The organism is Streptomyces sp. NPDC002926, assembly GCF_053591755.1.
This window is the reverse complement of the sequence record NZ_JBSFUK010000001.1, coordinates 20,551-36,872: the sequence shown is the minus strand read 5'-3', so window position 1 is coordinate 36,872 and position 16,322 is coordinate 20,551. Positions and strand designations below refer to the sequence as shown.

The 16,322-nt window shown below is 69.2% G+C and carries 14 protein-coding genes; 11 read left to right on the top strand and 3 right to left on the bottom strand.

The features are described 5' to 3' along the window. Window positions 1–35 precede the first annotated feature (35 nt). The 6 genes from ACWDZ6_RS00170 to ACWDZ6_RS00145 all read left to right on the top strand — a co-directional run bounded on the left by ACWDZ6_RS00170 (window position 36) and on the right by ACWDZ6_RS00145 (window position 7,283). Window positions 36–1,070 (top strand): ABC transporter substrate-binding protein, encoded by a 1,035-nt coding sequence (locus ACWDZ6_RS00170; protein WP_451501038.1) that lies wholly within the window; start codon window positions 36–38, stop codon window positions 1,068–1,070. Window positions 1,071–1,072: 2 nt separating this feature from the next. Next, entirely contained in the window at window positions 1,073–1,993 is a 921-nt protein-coding gene (locus ACWDZ6_RS00165; protein ID WP_451501037.1) for a siderophore-interacting protein, read from the top strand. Between the two features lie 146 nt (window positions 1,994–2,139). Beyond that, entirely contained in the window at window positions 2,140–3,645 is a 1,506-nt protein-coding gene (locus tag ACWDZ6_RS00160; protein ID WP_451501036.1) for a pyridoxal phosphate-dependent decarboxylase family protein, read from the top strand. Next, window positions 3,629–4,936, top strand: a complete 1,308-nt coding sequence (locus ACWDZ6_RS00155; RefSeq protein ID WP_451501035.1) for a lysine N(6)-hydroxylase/L-ornithine N(5)-oxygenase family protein — start codon at window positions 3,629–3,631, stop codon at window positions 4,934–4,936. The genes ACWDZ6_RS00160 and ACWDZ6_RS00155 overlap by 17 nt, the downstream gene beginning before the upstream one ends. Continuing rightward, window positions 4,933–5,505: a GNAT family N-acetyltransferase gene (locus tag ACWDZ6_RS00150; protein ID WP_451501034.1), complete on the top strand. Its 573-nt coding sequence runs from the start codon at window positions 4,933–4,935 to the stop codon at window positions 5,503–5,505. The genes ACWDZ6_RS00155 and ACWDZ6_RS00150 overlap by 4 nt, the downstream gene beginning before the upstream one ends. Then, window positions 5,502–7,283: an IucA/IucC family protein gene (locus ACWDZ6_RS00145; RefSeq protein ID WP_451501033.1), complete on the top strand. Its 1,782-nt coding sequence runs from the start codon at window positions 5,502–5,504 to the stop codon at window positions 7,281–7,283. The genes ACWDZ6_RS00150 and ACWDZ6_RS00145 overlap by 4 nt, the downstream gene beginning before the upstream one ends. A gap of 185 nt (window positions 7,284–7,468) precedes the next feature. Here ACWDZ6_RS00145 and ACWDZ6_RS00140 read toward each other — a convergent pair whose 3' ends face one another. After that, window positions 7,469–9,070, bottom strand: coding sequence for a beta-N-acetylhexosaminidase (locus ACWDZ6_RS00140; RefSeq protein WP_451501032.1), 1,602 nt, complete (start codon window positions 9,068–9,070; stop codon window positions 7,469–7,471). Window positions 9,071–9,295: 225 nt separating this feature from the next. On the opposite strand from ACWDZ6_RS00140, the gene ACWDZ6_RS00135 reads away from it, so the two are divergent. The 3 genes from ACWDZ6_RS00135 (at window position 9,296) to glmS (ending at window position 12,398) form a co-directional block, all read left to right on the top strand. Then, window positions 9,296–10,180 carry a DUF4429 domain-containing protein gene (locus ACWDZ6_RS00135; protein WP_451501031.1) on the top strand — a complete coding sequence of 295 codons (885 nt, stop codon included), beginning with the start codon at window positions 9,296–9,298 and terminating at the stop codon, window positions 10,178–10,180. A gap of 66 nt (window positions 10,181–10,246) precedes the next feature. After that, entirely contained in the window at window positions 10,247–10,534 is a 288-nt protein-coding gene (locus ACWDZ6_RS00130) for a hypothetical protein (RefSeq protein WP_389175674.1), read from the top strand. 46 nt (window positions 10,535–10,580) lie between these two features. Further along, window positions 10,581–12,398 (top strand): glutamine--fructose-6-phosphate transaminase (isomerizing), encoded by a 1,818-nt coding sequence (gene glmS, locus ACWDZ6_RS00125; RefSeq protein WP_326650049.1) that lies wholly within the window; start codon window positions 10,581–10,583, stop codon window positions 12,396–12,398. Window positions 12,399–12,538: 140 nt separating this feature from the next. Here glmS and ACWDZ6_RS00120 read toward each other — a convergent pair whose 3' ends face one another. Continuing rightward, window positions 12,539–13,111: an acetate uptake transporter gene (locus ACWDZ6_RS00120; protein WP_366730746.1), complete on the bottom strand. Its 573-nt coding sequence runs from the start codon at window positions 13,109–13,111 to the stop codon at window positions 12,539–12,541. 248 nt (window positions 13,112–13,359) lie between these two features. Next, window positions 13,360–13,881 carry a universal stress protein gene (locus ACWDZ6_RS00115; RefSeq protein ID WP_326655207.1) on the bottom strand — a complete coding sequence of 174 codons (522 nt, stop codon included), beginning with the start codon at window positions 13,879–13,881 and terminating at the stop codon, window positions 13,360–13,362. A 567-nt stretch (window positions 13,882–14,448) separates the two neighbouring features. On the opposite strand from ACWDZ6_RS00115, the gene ACWDZ6_RS00110 reads away from it, so the two are divergent. Together ACWDZ6_RS00110 and ACWDZ6_RS00105 are read left to right on the top strand one after the other, a co-directional pair. Then, a complete protein-coding gene (locus ACWDZ6_RS00110) occupies window positions 14,449–14,712 on the top strand; it encodes a hypothetical protein (RefSeq protein ID WP_366730809.1) in 264 nt (87 codons plus the stop codon). Between the two features lie 386 nt (window positions 14,713–15,098). Further along, a complete protein-coding gene (locus tag ACWDZ6_RS00105) occupies window positions 15,099–16,316 on the top strand; it encodes a helix-turn-helix domain-containing protein (protein WP_366730747.1) in 1,218 nt (405 codons plus the stop codon). The last annotated feature ends 6 nt before the right edge of the window (window positions 16,317–16,322 follow it).

The following is a 16,322-nucleotide window of genomic DNA, read 5'->3' as shown; positions in this document are numbered from 1 at the left end:
TGGCCGAATCGGCACGGACGAAAGCGGACATCATCATGCCCAACGCCCGCCCTTCCCATCTCACCCGTCGCGGTCTGCTCGCCGCGGGCGGCGCCCTCGGAATCGGCGCCGCGCTCGCCGCCTGCGGCAAGAGCGACGCCAAGGGCGGCTCGGGCGGCTCGGGCAAGGCCGCCGAGAAGTCCGGCCCCTGGTCCTTCACCGACGACCGCGATACGAAGATCCGGCTGAAGACGACCCCGAGAAACATCGTCGCGTTCACCGGCACCGCCGCGGCGCTGTACGACTACGGGGTCGAGGTCAAGGGCGTCTTCGGCCCGACCAAGGGCAAGGACGGCAAGCCCGACGTCCAGGCCGGCGACCTCGACATCAACAAGGTCGAGATCATCGGCAATGTCTACGGCGAGTTCAACATCGAGCAGTACGCGGCCCTGAGCCCCGAGCTGCTGATCACCAACATGTGGGCCAAGGACGACCCGTGGTACGTTCCGCCGCAGTCCAAGGACAAGATCATGAAGCTGGCCCCCAGCGTGCTGCTGTGGGCGGCCGGGACCACGATGCAGAAGGCGCTGCAGCGCCACGCCGAGCTCGCCGAGTCCCTCGGCGGTGACGTCAGGGGCAAGCAGGCCACGGCCGCCAAGGCCCGCTTCGAAAAGGCCGCGGCCCGGCTGCGCGCAGCCGCCAAGGCCAAGCCGGACATCAAGGTGCTCATCGGCTCCGCCAGCCAGGACCTCTTCTACGTCTCCGTGCCGAAGACGTCGGCCGACACCCTGTACTTCCAGGAACTGGGCGTGAAGTTCGTCGAGCCGAAGGCGAACGCCCAGGGCTTCTTCGAGGAGCTCAGCTGGGAGAACGTCGGCAAGTACGGCGCCGACATCATCATCATGGACAACCGCTCCTCGGCCCTGCAGCCCGCCGCGCTCACCTCCAAGCCGACCTGGACCAGGCTGCCCGCGGTCAAGGCCGGTCAGGTCCTGCCGCGCGTCACCGAGCCGATCTACTCCTACGACAAGTGCGCGCCGATCCTCGAGGACCTGGCCAAGGCCATCGAGACCGCGAAGAAGGTCGCCTGACCATGACGACGGCCGAGCCCGCCCCGTTCCGCTTCTTCGACCTTCAGGTGATACGGACCCGGCGGCTCGGCCCGTCCATGGTCCGCGTCACCTTCGGGGGTGAGGACCTCAAGGACTTCGCCGCCGGAGGCCGCGACCAGTCCCTCTCGCTCTTCCTTCCCCAGCCGGGCCAGGACGCGCCCGTCGTTCCCGTCGACGCCGGTGACGGCAGCGCCGTCTTCGCAGCCTGGCGGGCGCTGCCCGACGATGTACGGGCCGTGATGCGCTCGTACACGGTGCGGGAGCAGCGCCGACTCCCGGGCGAGGCGGGCGAGGTGGACATCGACTTCGCGCTCCACGGTGCGACGTCGGACGCTGTGACATCGGACGCCGGGGCGGCGGACGTCGGACCGGCCTGCCGCTGGGCGAGCCGGGCGGCGCCCGGCCACCGAGTGATGGTGCTCGGTCCGGCCGTCGCCGACAACACCGCCGTACGCTGCCGGCCGCCCGAGGACACCGAGTGGGTGCTGATCTGGGCCGACGAGACGGCTCTGCCGGCCGCCGCGGCGATCCTCGAGTGGCTGCCGGCCGGCCTGAAGGCCCGGGTCTGGCTCGAGGTGCAGCACGGCGACGACCGCCAGGAGCTGAGGACCGCCGCGGACGCCCAGATCACCTGGCTGGTACGGGACGAGGGCGCGCCGTCCGCCCTGGAGGCGGTCAGCGCCGCCGAGTTGCCCGAGGGCACGGCGTACGCCTGGATCGCGGGCGAGTCGGGCAGCGTGAAGGCGCTGCGCCGCCATCTCGTGCGTGACCGTCAACTCGACCGCCGACGCGTCACGTTCGTCGGCTACTGGAAGCGCGGCGTGAGCGAGGACGGACTCCGCGAGGAGGCCGGGACCGCCGTGGCCGAGGGGACCGCGGAGTCCGAGTCCGCCGACGTGTGAACAACGCCATAACAGGTGCGCCCCCAGGGGGCGAGGGACTATTGGCCGAGAAGTTAGGTTAGGCTAACCTAACTTCAACGCCGCCCCTCGCCCCCTCTTCCTGTCCTGAGGGGCCGGCCAAGTCCCCGCATCCGGGAGGACATCGCATGCGCTCGCACCTGCTCAATGACGTAACGGCGGAGAGCTACCGGCGTTCCGTGACCGAAGGAGTCGAGCGGGTGGCGAACCGACTCGCCACAACCCGGCGGCCGTTCACCGGCGTGACCGCCGACGAGCTCGCTCCGCTGATCTCCGCGGTCGACCTCGACCAGCCGCTGGGCGACGCCTCCGCCGCCCTCGACGAGCTGGAGAAGGTCTATCTGCGCGACGCCGTCTACTTCCACCACCCGCGCTATCTCGGCCATCTCAACTGCCCGGTCGTCATCCCGGCCGTCCTCGCCGAGGCCGTGCTCTCCGCGGTCAACTCCTCGCTCGACACCTGGGACCAGAGCGCCGGCGGCACCCTCATCGAGCGCCGCCTCATCGACTGGACCGCGCAGCGGATCGGCCTCGGCCCCGCGGCCGACGGCGTCTTCACCAGCGGCGGCACCCAGTCCAACCTCCAGGCGCTGCTGCTCGCCCGCCAGGAGGCCAAGACCGCGGACCTCGCGAAACTGCGCGTCTTCTCCTCCCAGTGCAGCCACTTCAGCGTGCAGAAATCGGCGACACTGCTCGGGCTCGGCCCGGACGCCGTCGTCTCGATTCCCGTCGACCGCAACAAGCGGATGCAGACGGTGAGCCTCGCCGCCGAGCTGGAACGCTGCGCCCGTGAGGGCCTGGTCCCGATGGCCGTCGTCGCGACCGCCGGCACCACCGACTTCGGCTCCATCGACCCGCTGCCCGAGATCGCCGAGCTGGCCGAGCAGTACGGGACATGGATGCATGTGGACGCCGCGTACGGCTGCGGACTACTGGCCTCCCGCACCCGCCGCCGGCTCCTCGACGGCATCGAGCACGCCGACTCGGTCACTGTGGACTACCACAAGTCCTTCTTCCAGCCGGTGAGTTCCTCCGCCGTGCTGGTGCGGGACGGAGCCACGCTCAGGCACGCCACGTACCACGCGGACTACCTCAATCCGCGGCCCACCGTCGAGACGGGGGCACTCCCCCTGGCGGCGTCGCCGGGGGGACCCCCGCCCGGGCCCGAAGGGCTACGGGCGAACATCCCCAACCAGGTCGACAAGTCCCTGCAGACCACGCGCCGCTTCGACGCGCTCAAGCTGTGGATGACGCTGCGCGTTATGGGCGCCGACGGCGTCGGACAGCTCTTCGACGAGGTCTGCGACCTGGCCGCCGCCGGCTGGGAGCTGCTCGCCGCCGACCCGCGCTTCGACGTCGTCGTGCAGCCGCAGCTGTCCACCCTGGTCTACCGCTACATCCCCGGGTCCGCCGTCGGCCCCACCGAGATCGACCGGGCCAATCTCCATGCCCGTAAGGCACTGTTCGCGTCCGGCGAGGCCGTGGTCGCCGGCACCAAGGTCGGCGGTCGTCAGTACCTGAAGTTCACCCTGCTCAACCCCGAGACCACCACCGATGACCTCGCCGCCGTACTCGATCTGATCGCCGGCCATGCCGAGCAGTACCTGGGAGAGAACCTTGTCCAAGCCTCTTGAGCCCCGTGAGTCTCTGGAGCCCCGCGAGTCTCTTGAGCCTCTTGATTTCATCGGCATCGGGCTCGGGCCCTTCAATCTCGGCCTCGCCTGCCTCACCGAGCCGATAGCCGAACTCAGCGGCCTCTTCCTGGAGTCCAAGCCGGACTTCGAGTGGCACTCGGGGATGTTCCTCGAAGGCGCCCACCTCCAGACGCCGTTCCTGTCGGACCTGGTGACGCTGGCCGATCCGACCTCCCCGTACTCCTTCCTCAATTATCTGAAGGAATCAGGGCGGCTGTACTCCTTCTACATCCGCGAGAACTTCTATCCGCTGCGGACCGAGTACAACGACTACTGCCGCTGGGCCGCCGCCAAGCTCAGCTCCGTCCGCTACAGCACCACGGTGACCCGGGTCGAGTACGCGACCGAGGACGAGGTGTACGACGTCCACACCGCCGGCGGCGAGCGGTTCCGCGCCCGCCGCATCGTCCTGGGCACCGGCACCCCGCCGTTCGTACCCGAGTCCTGCCGGGACCTCGGCGGCGACTTCCTGCACAACTCGCGCTACCTCGACCACAAGGAGGCGCTGCAGCAGAAGGAGTCGATCACCCTCGTCGGCAGCGGGCAGAGCGCCGCGGAGATCTACTACGACCTGCTCTCCGAGATCGACGTGCACGGCTACCGCCTGAACTGGGTCACGCGCTCGCCGCGGTTCTTTCCGCTGGAGTACACCAAGCTCACGCTGGAGATGACCTCACCGGAGTACATCGACTACTTCCACGCGCTGCCGGAGGCGACCCGCTACAGACTCGAGTCGCAGCAGAAGGGTCTGTTCAAGGGCATCGACTCGCAGCTGATCGACTCGATCTTCGATCTGCTCTACCAGAAGAATCTCAAGGGGCCGGTCCCGACCCGGCTGCTCACCAACGCGGCTCTGCACAGCGCGCGTTACGAGGACGGCGGCTACACCCTCGGGCTGCGCCAGGAGGAACAGGGCAAGGACTTCGAGCTGACCACCGAGGGCCTGATCCTGGCCACCGGCTACCGCTACGCCGCCCCCGCATTCCTCCGGCCCGTCGGCGACCGGATCCGCCGGGACGGTCAGGGCCGCTTCGACGTCGCCCGCAACTACTCCATCGACACCGCGGGGCGCGAGATCTTCCTGCAGAACGCTGCCGTGCACACGCACTCCATCACCTCGCCCGACCTGGGCATGGGTGCGTACCGCAACGCCTACATCATCGGCGAGCTGCTCGGATCCGAGTACTACCCCGTCGAAAAGTCCATCGCGTTCCAGGAGTTCGCCGTATGACGTTCACCGTCCGCCCTCTTGACCCTTCCCCCGACTTCGCCGGGGAGACCTCTGTCTCCGACTGCGAGCTGGTGCACGGCTGGGTCACCCACCCCAAGGCCGCCTTCTGGCTGATGCAGGACGCGAAACTGCAGGACGTCGAGCGCGAGTACATGGCGATAGCCGCACATGAGCACCACGACGCCTTCATCGGGCTCAGCGACGGGATCCCCGTCTTCCTGATGGAGCGCTACGACCCGGCGCACGTCGAGCTGCAAGGTCTCTACGAAGCCGAGCCCGGCGATGTCGGTATGCACTTCCTGGTCGCGCCGACCGACACGCCGGTGCACGGCTTCACCCTCGAGGTGATCACCGCGGTGATGGAGACGCTGTTCGCGGACCCGGCCACCCGGCGCGTCGTCGTCGAGCCCGACGTACGCAACACAGCGGTCCACGCGCTCAACGACGCCGTCGGTTTCGAGATCGCGGCCCGGATCGAGAAGCCGGAGAAGGACGCCTACCTGAGCTTCTGCACACGGGAGCAGTTTCTGAACAGCCGCGGCGCGGCTGCCCGGGGAGTGACCCGATGAGCCTCATCGGCGCCGTATCGCATCTGACGCCCGAACTGTGGGAACAGTCCAACCGGCTGCTCATCCGCAAAGCGCTGGCAGAGTTCTCCCACGAACGGCTGCTGGTCCCCGAGTCGCTCGGCGAGGACCACTACCGCGTTCTCAGCGACGACTCCGCCACCGAGTACCGCTTCTCCGCGCGCCGGTTCGCGCTCGACCACTGGCAGGTCTTCGCCGACTCCATCAGCCGGCACCGGGACGGCACCCGGCAGCCGCTCGACGCGCTCGAGTTCTTCATCGAACTGCGCGGCGCGCTCGGCCTGAGCGACGGGATCCTGCCGGTCTATCTGGAGGAGATCTCCTCCACGCTCTCCGGTACGGCGTTCAAGCTCGGCAAGAAGCCGGTGACCTCCGCCGAACTGGCCACGGCCGGGTTCCAGGCGATCGAGACGGGGATGACCGAGGGCCATCCCTGCTTCGTCGCCAACAACGGCCGCCTCGGCTTCGGAGTGCACGAGTACCTTTCCTACGCCCCCGAGACCGCGAGCGAGGTGCGCCTCGTCTGGCTCGCCGCCCGCCGCGATGTCGCCACCTTCACGGCGGGAGCGGGACTCGACTACGAGTCGCTGGTCCGCGCCGAGCTCGGGGAAGCCGCACTCGCCCGCTTCGGCCGCCGGCTCAGCGACCTCGGCCTCGACCTCGCCGACTACTTCCTGCTGCCCGTCCACCCCTGGCAGTGGTGGAACAAGCTCTCCGTCACCTTCGCCGCCGAAGTCGCCCAGCAGCGCCTGGTCTGCCTGGGAGCGGGCGACGACGACTACCTGGCCCAGCAGTCGATCCGCACCTTCTTCAATACGAGCGACCCGGCCAAGCACTACGTCAAAACCGCGCTCTCCGTCGTCAACATGGGCTTCATGCGCGGCCTTTCGGCCGCGTACATGGAGGCGACGCCCGCGATCAACGACTGGCTCGCCGCTCTGATCGACAGCGACGAGGTCTTCAAGGCGGCCCGCTTCTCGATCATCAGGGAGCGGGCGGCGATCGGCTACCACCACCGCCAGTACGAGCGGGCGACCGACCGCTACTCGCCGTACCGCAAGATGCTGGCCGCGCTCTGGCGCGAGAGCCCGGTGCCCTCGCTGGAGGACGGCGAGCGGTTGGCCACCATGGCGTCGTTGCTCCATGTCGACCAGGCGGGCGCCTCGTTCGCGGGTGCGCTGATCGACGAGTCGGGCCTGGCTCCGGCCGCGTGGCTGCGCCGCTATCTGGACGCGTATCTCACGCCCGTACTGCACAGCTTCTACGCCTACGACCTGGTGTTCATGCCGCACGGCGAGAACGTCATCCTCGTCATCGGCGAGGACGGCACGGTCCAGCGGGCGATCTTCAAGGACATCGCCGAGGAGATCGCGGTCATGGACCCGGACGCGGTGCTGCCGCCCGCCGTCGAGCGGATCCGCGCGGACGTGCCCGAGGACATGAAGCTGCTGTCGATCTTCACGGATGTCTTCGACTGCTTCCTCCGCTTCCTGGCCGCCGCGCTGGCCGGCGAGGGCCGACTGGACGAGGAGACGTTCTGGCGGACGGTCGCCGAGTCCGTCACCGACTACCAGGCATCGGTCCCGCAGCTGGCCGACAGGTTCCAGGAGTACGACATGTTCGCGGGCGAGTTCGCGCTCTCCTGCCTCAACCGGCTTCAGCTGCGCAACAACGAGCAGATGGTGGACCTCGCCGACCCGGCCGGTGCTCTCCAGCTCATCGGCACGCTGGCGAACCCGATCGCGCGCTTCTCCCACTAGCGGTTCTCCCACTGGACGGGCGGGCGCCCGCGACCACGGTCCCTCGCGGGCGCCCGCCCCTCTGCGGGGCGCAGGCCCCGAGGCGGGCCGCGCATCACCTGAGCTCCGCCAGTGCGGACTCCGTCCCGGACGGCTGCCGGGACGGAGGGGCCGACATCCGCGGGTCGCCCGCTATGTCCGCGAGGTCAGCCCGAAGGCCAGGGCACCTGCGGCGAGCGGTAGAAGTCGATCCCCAGCGCCGCCATCCGCGGCCCCTGCGCCGCCAGCCGCACCCTGTACGCCTCCCAGTCGTGCGTGGCTGCCGGCGACCACCCCAGCTCCGCAACCCCCGGCAGCCTCGGGAAGGCCATGAACTCGATGTGGTCGCTGGTGGAGATCGTCTCCGACCAGAGCGGCGCCTCGACACCCGCGACCGCCGATGCGGGCGCGCCCGGCAGATAGGTCGCCGGGTCCCAGTCGTAGGAGCGCCGCACCTCCACAAAGCCGGCCCAGTCCAGGCCGAGCGGGGTGTCCTTGTTGTACTTCATGTCGAGGTAGACCCGGTCGGCGGGCGAAAGGATCAGCCCGGTGCCGTTCCGCGCGGCCCGCGCGACCTGCGCCTTCTCGGCGTCGCTCGTGTCGTCCAGGCCCCAGTACTGGGCCAGCGCCCCCTTCGCCGGTGCGGCGCCGGTCAGCTGATGCCAGCCGACCACGGTCTTCCCGTACCTGGCGACGATCGGCTGCACCTTGTCCATGAACGCCACATAGTCGGCGTGGCTGGTGGAGTGGGCCTCGTCGCCGCCGATGTGGAGGTACTCACCGGGGGTGAGTGCGGCCAGCTCACGTATCACGTCGTCCACGAAGCCGTACGTCACGGGCTTGGGCACGCAGAGTGAGCTGAAGCCGACGTCGGTGCCGGTGTAGAGGGGCGGCGCGACGCCGGAGCAGTTCAGCTCGGCGTACGAGGCGAGTGCCGCGTTGGTGTGTCCCGGCATGTCGATCTCGGGAACGACCTCCAGATAGCGCGAGGCGGCGTGGTCGAGGATCTCCTTGTAGTCCTTCTTGGTGTAGTGACCGCCGCGTCCGCCGCCGACCTGGGTGGAGCCGCCGTACGTGGCCAGACGCGGCCAGGAGTCGACGGCGATCCGCCAGCCCTGGTCGTCGGAGAGATGCAGATGCAGTTTGTTGATCTTGTAGAGCGCCAGCTGGTCGATATAGCGCTTGACCTGGTCGACGGTGAAGAAATGCCGTGAGACGTCGAGCATCGCACCTCGGTAGGCGTACCGCGGGGTGTCGGTGATGGTGCCGCCCGCGACCTTCCACGGCCCCTTCTGCTGGCTGTCCTTCTCCACCGAGGCCGGCAGCAGCTGCCGCAGCGTCTGGACGGCGTGGAAGAGACCGGCGGGCTTGCGGGCTGTGAGGGTGACCGAGCCGCGAGAGGACTCCAGCCGGTAGCCCTCCTCGCCCAGGCCCTGGTCCTGCGGGCTGAGCCGCAAACGGATGCCGCCCGGGAGGCGGTCCTCGGTGACGGGCAGGGCGTAGCCGGTGGACGGCCGCAGGATCCGGGCGAGGTAGATGCCGATCTGCCGCGTCTCGCGGGAGTGGTCGTCGACGCGGATGCGGGTCGACGGGGTGAGGGTGTACGGCGCACCGCCCGGCTGCACGGAGGCGGGGGCGGGAACGATCTGCCCGAGCGGCCGGACGGCGGGGGTCGGGGCCGCGGGCACGGCCCCGACGCTGGAGACGCCTGCCGCAACGACGAGCAGGAGCGAACCGAACAGACGGGGAAACGTTCTGGGCTGACTCACAGGCTGGGTCCCTTCGACGGGCGTCGCAACTGTGGTGCTGAGCAACCGAACGGCAGTCATCATGCGTACCGCGAGCCCCAACTCCGGTCAAGGTGTAGACCACTTACTCGCCCCGCCAATGAATAAATCCCCGCACGGGGGGCCGACGCCACCCCGGGGACAGCCCCCCGTCCTCGGCCGAGACTCCACCCACACACCCCACACCCCGGTGCGAGAATCCCCCGCATGGCGGAAATCATCCAGAAGGACGGCACTTGGACCTTCGACGGGGACACGGTGCGCATCGTGCCCGGCAGCGACAAAGCCGTGAGCCTGCTGCGCAAGACCCTCGGTGAGGTCGCCGTACCCCTGGCGGCGCTCGCCGGGATCTCCTTCGAGCCCGGGAAGAAGTCGGGGCGGCTGCGACTGCGGCTGCGCAACGGCGCCGACCCGCTCCTCCAGATCACCGGCGGCAAGCTGGAGGACAGCTCCGACCCCTACCGGCTGACCGTGGAGAACGACCGGACCGGTGTCGCCGAGTACTTCGTCGACGAGGTGCGCAACGCCCTGCTGCTCGACCAGGTGGAGACCGGCCCTGTCGCCGGCTATCTGCTGCCCGGGCCCGCCCTCCCGATCACTGTCGGCGCGGGCGACGGCACCGCCACCTTCGACGGGGAGCGGATCCGTCTGGAGTGGAACTGGAAGACCGAGGAGTCCAAGTCCTCGGGCGGCGCGCGCACGCTCGCGCTCGAGGATGTGGAGTCGGTGGAGTGGCTGCCCTCCGTCGGCCTGGAGAACGGCTATCTGCGCTTCTCCGTGGCCAAGGCCCCGACGAAGGCCCCGCCCAAGTACGACCCGCACGCCGTGGAGCTGTGGGGCTTCCGCAAGGACCCGCTGATGGCGCTGGTCGCGGCGGCCGTGGTGGCCCGTATGCCGCATCCGTACGCCCCCGCGCCCGTCGGCATTCCCCCGCAGCTCGCGCCCGCCGCACTCGCGCCCGCCGCGCCATCAGGCGACGATCATGACGCGCTGCTGCGCCGACTGCGTGAACTGGGCGAGCTGCATCAGGCCGGGATACTGACGGACGAGGAGTTCGCGACCGCCAAACAGGCCGTTCTGAAGCGCCTCTGAGTGAGATGTGCCCGGAATCGGGCAGAATTCTTGCAAACACCGTAGGTCACCCCGCAATATCTACGGGTGCTCGAACCTCGCCAGCCCAATCGTCTGTCACACGACGAGCTCATCGACCATCTGGTGCGCAGCACCGCGCTCCAGCGCGGTGAGGCAGCCCGGGTGGTGCTCGACGTGCTGGCGTACTTCGACGAGAAGACCGAGGAATTCGTCCGCCGACGCCACCGCGAGCTGCAGTCCGGTGGCCTGGCGAACACGGAGATCTTCGAGCGGATCGCGGCCGAACTGCCGCACCGCGCCGTGGCGCCGCAGGAGCTCTCGCTCCGCCAGCTGCGCCGCATCGTGTACGGCTGACCGGGCGACCGGGCACACCCACTGATCTATGGAGGGGCAAGACTTTATGTGTGGAATTGTCGGTTACATCGGCAAGCGTGACGTGGCACCGCTGCTGCTGGAGGGCCTGCAGCGGCTGGAGTACCGGGGATACGACTCCGCGGGCATCGTGATCACCAGCCCCAAGTCCACCGGGCTGAAGATGGTCAAGGCCAAGGGCCGGGTCCGTGACCTCGAGGCCCGCGTCCCCAAGCGCTTCGCCGGCACCACCGGCATCGCCCACACCCGCTGGGCCACCCACGGCGCCCCGAGTGACGAGAACGCCCACCCCCACCTCGACCCCGAGAACAAGGTCGCGATCGTCCACAACGGCATCATCGACAACGCCTCCGAGCTGCGCGCCAAGCTCGTCGCCGACGGCGTCGTCTTCCTCTCCGAGACGGACACCGAGGTGCTGACCCACCTCATCGCCCGCTCCCAGGCCGAGACCCTGGAGGAGAAGGTCCGCCAGGCGCTGAAGGTGGTCGAGGGCACCTACGGCATCGCCGTGATGCACGCCGACTTCAACGACCGCATCGTCGTCGCCCGCAACGGCTCCCCGGTCGTCCTCGGCATCGGCGAGAAGGAGATGTTCGTCGCCTCCGACGTCGCCGCGCTGGTCGCCCACACCCGCCAGATCGTCACCCTGGACGACGGCGAGATGGCCACCCTGAAGGCCGACGACTTCCGGACCTACACCACCGAGGGTTCGCGGACGACGGCCACGCCGACCACCGTGGAGTGGGAGGCCGAGTCGTACGACATGGGCGGCCACGACACGTACATGCACAAGGAGATCTCCGAGCAGGCCGACGCCGTGGACCGCGTACTGCGCGGCCGCATCGACGACCGGTTCTCCACCGTGCACCTGGGCGGCCTCAACCTGGACGCGCGTGAGGCGCGCGGCGTGCGCCGGATCAAGATCCTCGGCTGCGGCACCTCGTACCACGCCGGCATGATCGGCGCCGGGCTGATCGAGGGCCTCGCCCGCATCCCCGCGGACGCCGAGCCGGCCTCCGAGTTCCGCTACCGCAATCCGGTCGTGGACCCCGACACCCTCTACATCGCGGTCTCCCAGTCGGGTGAGACGTACGACGTACTCGCCGCCGTCCAGGAGCTCAAGCGCAAGGGCGCTCGCGTCCTCGGCGTGGTGAACGTCGTCGGCTCGGCGATCGCCCGCGAGGCCGACGGCGGCGTGTACGTCCACGCCGGTCCGGAGGTCTGCGTCGTCTCCACCAAGTGCTTCACCAACACCGTGGTCGCCTTCGCGCTGCTGGCCCTGCACCTCGGCCGCATCCGCGACCTTTCCGTCACCGACGGCAAGCGGATCATCGAGGGCCTGCGCAGGCTGCCCGAGCAGATCAGCGAGATCCTCGAGTCCGAGGCCGAGATCAAGAAGCTGGCCGAGGAGTACGCGGGCGCCAAGTCGATGATGTTCATCGGCCGGGTGCGCGGCTACCCGGTGGCGCTGGAGGCCTCCCTGAAGCTCAAGGAGATCTCCTACATCCACGCCGAGGCGTACCCGGCCTCGGAGCTCAAGCACGGTCCGCTGGCGCTGATCGAGCCGGCGCTGCCGACGGTCGCGATCGTGCCGGACGACGACCTGCTGGAGAAGAACCGCGCCGCCCTGGAGGAGATCAAGGCCCGCAGCGGCAAGATCCTCGCGGTCGCCCACCGCGAGCAGGAGAAGGCCGACCACACCATCGTCGTACCGAAGAACGAGCACGAGCTGGACCCGATCCTGATGGGCATCCCGCTCCAGCTGTTCGCGTACCACACGGCGCTGGCCATGGGACGTGACATCGACAAGCCGCGCAACCTGGCGAAGTCCGTCACGGTCGAGTAGTCGAGCCGTTCGCCCCGGGACACAGCTGCCCCGGACGCGGACGGACACAGGCGGTCCCCCCGCGCGTTGCCACCGATACGCGCGGGGGGACCGCCTTTTCGTAAGCCGGTGCAGCCCTTGGGCACCGGCTTGTGGCTGCCTCAGCCGGTGGCCGTCACTCCCCGGCCGGCAGCGCGTCCTGAGAACGTGGGCCACTTGGCGAGTGCGGCCGTGGCGCCGTACCAGGCCGCCAGACCTCCGACCGCGCCGATCCAGCCGCCCGCCTTCGCCAGCCCGTCGTTCTCCGCGAAGGAGGCGATGCCGAGCAGCAGCAGCGAGACGAACAGCAGCCCGTACACACCCTGTCCGAACATTCCGCTCCCCGCGGACGCGGCTGTCAGGGTCAGTGCGAGCAGCGCCCACAGCAGGAGGAAGAGCCCGGCCGCCTCGGCGGACACCTCTGTGCCGACGCCGGTGCCCCAGGTGAACCAGAAGGCGCCGAGGCCCGAGAACGCCGTGCCCGTACCGGCGTTGCCCGCGCGGAACTCGAGCAGGCCGGCGATGAAGAGCGCGACCCCGCCGACCCAGGTGGCGAGTGAGGAGGCATCGGCCGCCGTGACATTGTCGATCACACCGGTGTTGCCGACGCCGAAGGCCAGCAGGGTGAGCCCGAGGGCGAGATGACCGAGAGTCGAAGTAGAAGTAGCGCTTCCCGCAGAGACGTCGTTGTCCACGGCGGGCTCCCTTCGTGTCCTGTGAAATTGTGCTGCTACCCAGCGACCGCTATGTACCCTTCACAAGCGCACAATCCACCTCTACGCACCAGTAGATTTCCGTCCATGCCAAGGGATTTGACGTCGCCTCACCTGCGCCGACGCCCCGATTACGGGACGGCCACGACGGGGCGTACGCGGGGCAACACCGATCTGCGTGATCCCGGGTGGACGGGTCACGGGGGGCTACGGCGGCTACGGGGTGCGGGCTACGGGATCACGACGACGGGGCGCTGCGCGCGCCGCGCCAGCCGTCCCGCCACCGAACCGAAGATGCGCCCGACGATGCCGTGCGTGGAGCCGACCACGATCGCGTCGGCCGAATACTCCTTGCCGACCTCTTCGAGCTCATGGCAGATGTCACCACCGCGCTCGACCAGGATCCACGGCACCTCGGTGAGGTAGTCCGCGCATGCCAGCTCCAGACCGATCACCTCGGTGCGGTGATCGGGGACGTCCACGAAGACAGGGGGCTCACAGCCCGCCCAGACGGTGGTCGGCAGCCGATTGGCCACATGGACGATGATCAGGCCCGAGCCGGACCGTCTCGCCATACCGATGGCGTACGCGAGCGCCCGCTCACTGGAGGTCGATCCGTCGAAGCCGACGACGACTCCGTGCCGGAAGGCTGGGTCGCAGGAATGACATGTCTCTTCTGCCGCTTGCAGGTCCGACAAGGGGTCGGCTACCTGCTTGCGGTCCGCGGGTTCGGGGATTTCGTGACCGGCCATCGGTGTCTCGGCGAAGAAGGTCCTCTTGAGAGGGATCGTCAAGGGAGGGTGCGTCGGTTGGCATGGCGGCGGAGCTGTGTCCGGGAATCATCTTCCCAACCCCATACCCCCAAGGGTACGGCGACACTCCTCTCCTGCCCAGAGCCTGCCCGCCCATACGCGGCGTTCCAGGGAGCATGCCCGAGCCCGCCCCGGATGGCAATGCCGCTTGGTGGCTACAGCCGTCTACCGGCCGCCACAGGCCCCACAGGCGTCCCACCGGGGTCCCCGTGGCGTCCCGGCGGCGTCCACAGGCGTTCACGGACGTCGGCCCCAGTGACCGGAAGGCTCCGCCCGTCGTTGGCACCTCGGTCACCCCGCCGCCTCCAGGGAGCTTCCGTGCCCGCACGACCGTCCGCCCCGGCCTCCGAACCCTCCCCGGCCCCTCAGCACGGACGGCGCCGGGCGCCTCGCCAGTCGCCGGACGCGGCCGCCGCGCCGGCCGAGCACACTCCGCACTCGTCACGTCCCTCACGCGCCCCACACCCCTCATCACCCTCATCCCCCTCATCCGAGTCGGCGAGCGAGGTGGTCCGCTGGGCGGCGTTCAGCTGCCTGCTGGTCCCTGTCGTGCTGGTCGTGTACGGCACATCCGTGGGCGGGGCCGCCGCCGCGGCCCTCGGCCTCGCCGCCGTGACCGCCGCCTGCCGGGTGCTGCTGCGACAGTCCGAGCGCACCGCGGCCCGCGCCCGCGCGGCCGAATCGGCGCCGCCCCGCGGCCGGCGCGCCAGGATCGCGCCTGGGGCGAACCGGGGCGGTCGGCACGGGACGGGAAGTGCGCCCGGAGACTGACGGGTTCCCACACTGGCACCCGTATGTTTTCAGCCAACTTCGCGCTAGTAGCCTCTCCTTGGCGAAATGGCCTGCCAACCCCCTTGCCACCAGGGAAGAAAGGACCATTCGCGTCCCGTGCACCCTACGGGGACGGGCCATGCAGGAGATGCACACTTCCCTGCGCGGCCTGTGAGTGGAACGCTTCGTGATCGAATGCTTCGCGCCAAGTTGCCATGTCGACATAGCGGGGCATGCCGAACTTGTCACGGCGGCGCCACGGGACGCAGTAGATTCGATCATGAGTATCTAAGGCTGGGGACTCGTGCAAAACCGAGGGGAAACGTGCAGGAGCGAAAGGCCCGAAACGAACGGGGAGACGCGAACACCGAGGGGGGCTTAGCGTCATGAGTCAGGACTCCGCCGCACCGGAGGTGGCACGTAAGCTCTCCGGGCGCCGGCGCCGGGAAGTCGTCGCAGTGCTGCTGTTCAGCGGCGGCCCCATCTTTGAAAGTTCCATCCCGCTCTCGGTGTTCGGAATTGACCGTCAGGACGCCGGAGTTCCCCGCTATCGACTGCTTGTCTGCGGTGGCGAGGAGGGCCCGCTGCGGACCACCGGCGGGCTCGAACTGACTGCGCCCTACGGCCTGGAGGCGATCGGGAGAGCAGGCACCGTCGTTGTGCCGGCATGGCGGTCGATCACTTCACCACCGCCGGTCGAGGCACTCGATGCCTTGCGCAGAGCGCATGAGGAGGGAGCCAGAATCGTAGGACTGTGCACCGGTGCGTTCGTACTCGCCGCGGCCGGTCTGCTCGACGGCCGGCCGGCGACCACGCACTGGATGTACGCGCCGACACTCGCCAAACGGTATCCGTCCGTCCATGTGGACCCGCGCGAGCTCTTCGTCGACGACGGCGATGTGCTCACCTCCGCGGGCACGGCGGCCGGAATCGACCTCTGCCTCCACATCGTGCGTACGGACCACGGCACCGAGGCGGCCGGGGCACTCGCCCGCAGGCTGGTCGTACCGCCGCGGCGCAGTGGCGGACAGGAGCGCTATCTGGACAGGTCTTTACCAGAGGAAATCGGGTCGGACCCGCTGGCCGAGGTCGTCTCGTGGGCGCTGGAGCATCTCCATGAACAGTTCGATGTGGAGACCCTGGCCGCTCGGGCGTACATGAGCCGCCGGACGTTCGACCGGCGATTTCGCTCGCTCACCGGCAGCGCGCCGCTGCAATGGCTGATCACCCAGCGGGTGCTGCAGGCCCAGCGGCTGCTCGAGACCTCCGACTACTCGGTCGACGAGGTCGCCGGCCGCTGCGGTTTCCGCTCCCCGGTGGCCCTGCGTGGCCATTTCCGGCGCCAGCTGGGCTCATCCCCGGCCGCGTACCGGGCCGCCTACCGGGTGCGCCGCCCGCAGAGTGAGTCCGCACCGGCCCCGGTGGTGGAGCCGGTGGTACCGGCGCAGGCCTCACCGCAGGCCAGACGTGCGGCCGCGGCGGCGGGACCGTCCGGTCACACCGCGCTCTCGGCCGCGCCACCGGAGCTCGGCAAGCCCAGTTCCGACGCGTACGCGACAGGTCACGGCCGCCCGAGCCTGCCCGGCCAGCGGAGTGCGCCATAAGGTAGG